Here is a 1,798-nt window from a genome sequence, read left to right as displayed (position 1 = left end):
TTCGACAATGGCGATCGGATCGCGCGCATCCTGGCGCTGCGCCGCGAGGCGGCGGGGCTGCTCGGCTTTGCCGATCCGGTGGAATGGTCGCTGGCCACCAAGATGGCGCCCAACGCCGGCGAGGTGCTCGCCTTCCTGCGCGATCTCGCCCGGCGGGCGCGGCCGTTCGCTGAGCGGGACTATGCCGCCCTGCGCGATTTCGCGGCGCGCGACCTCGGCATCGCCGACATGCAGCCCTGGGACGTCGCCTTCGCCTCCGACCGCCTGCGCCGTGCCCGCCACGCGATCGACGAGGCCGAGGTGCGCGGCTATTTCCCCGTCGAGCGGGTGATGCAGGGCTGGCATGCGCTGCTGGAGCGCCTGTTCGGCATCCGGCTGGTGCCGCGCGACGACGTGCCGCTCTGGCATGGCGACGCCTGCTATTTCGATGTGGTGGATGCCGACGGCAGCGTCTTTGCCGGCCTCTACCTCGACCTCCACGCCCGTTCCGGCAAGCGCGGCGGCGCGTGGATGGCGGATGCGCGGCCGCGGCTGGACGACGGCAATATCAAGACCGTGCCGGTCGCCTATCTCGTCTGCAACTTCGCGCCCAAGAGCGACGGCGTGCCAGCCTTGCTCTCGCATGGTGAGGTCGAGACGCTGCTGCACGAGACCGGGCATTGCCTCCACCACCTGTTCACCCGGGTGAACCGGCCGAGCATCGGCGGGATCAACGGCTTCGAATGGGATGCGGTGGAACTGCCGAGCCAGCTGATGGAGGATTTCGCCTGGGATCGCGGCGTGCTGACCGCGATGTCGGGCCATCACAAGACCGGCGCACCGCTGCCGCCCGAATTGTTCGAGCGGATGGTCGCCGCGCGCCATTTCCAGTCGGGCATGGCGCTGCTCCGCCAGGTCGAGTTCGCGCTGTTCGACCTGCTCCTCCACCTCGGCACGCTGGGCGACGATCCGATGGCGGTGATCGAGGCGGTGCGCGACGAGGTGGCGGTGAGCCGCCCGCCGGCCTGGCACCGCTTCCCGCATGCCTTCAGCCACATCTTCGCCGGCGGCTATGCCTCGGGCTATTACAGCTACCTGTGGGCAGAGGTGCTGGCCGCGGACGGCTTCGGCCGCTTCGCCGAGGCAGGGCTCGTCGACCGCGCCACCGGCGATGCCTTCCGTGCCGAGGTGCTGGCGCGCGGTGCCACCCGCCCCGCCGCCGACAGCTTCCGCGCCTTCCGCGGCCGCGATGCCGATCTCGACGCGCTGCTCGTCCGCCGGGGCCTGGTGTGATGGCGGCGCAATGGGACTGGTGCGCCGAGGCGGTGCGGCGGATCGAGGCGGATTACAACCGCTCGGCCGATACCCACCTCATCCGGCTGGAGCTGCCGCGCTGTCCCGGCATCACGCTCTATCTGAAGGATGAAAGCTCGCATCCGACCGGCAGCCTGAAGCACCGGCTCGCGCGCTCGCTGTTCCTCTACGCCTTGTGCAATGCCTGGATCGGGCCGGACACGGTGGTGATCGAATCCTCGTCGGGCTCGACCGCGGTCAGCGAGGCCTATTTCGCCAGGATGCTGGGGCTGCGCTTCATCGCCGTGGTGCCGGCCAGCACCGCCGCGCCGAAGCTCGACGCGATCCGCTTCCACGGCGGTGAGATCCACATGGTCGACGATCCGCGCACCGTCTACGAGGTGTCGCACCGGCTCGCGCGCGAGACGGGCGGCCATTATCTCGACCAGTTCACCTATGCCGAGCGCGCCACCGACTGGCGCGGCAACAACAACATCGCCGAATCGATCTTCGCGCAGATGGCGCA

At 69.6% G+C, this 1,798-nt stretch carries 2 protein-coding genes; both read left to right on the top strand.

Annotated features, from left to right (window positions below):
- On the top strand, positions 1-1,272 hold a 1,272-nt coding region (locus ACTZQ5_RS13980), incomplete at its 5' end, for a M3 family metallopeptidase (RefSeq protein WP_443585746.1).
- Positions 1,272-1,798 (top strand): pyridoxal-phosphate dependent enzyme (locus tag ACTZQ5_RS13975; RefSeq protein ID WP_443585745.1); only part of this gene is annotated, 527 nt, incomplete at its 3' end. The genes ACTZQ5_RS13980 and ACTZQ5_RS13975, both read left to right, overlap by 1 nt.

This window comes from Sphingomonas cellulosilytica (assembly GCF_052321755.1).
In the GTDB taxonomy this organism is placed as follows: domain Bacteria; phylum Pseudomonadota; class Alphaproteobacteria; order Sphingomonadales; family Sphingomonadaceae; genus Sphingomonas.
This window is presented reverse-complemented; position numbering and strand designations above follow the sequence as displayed.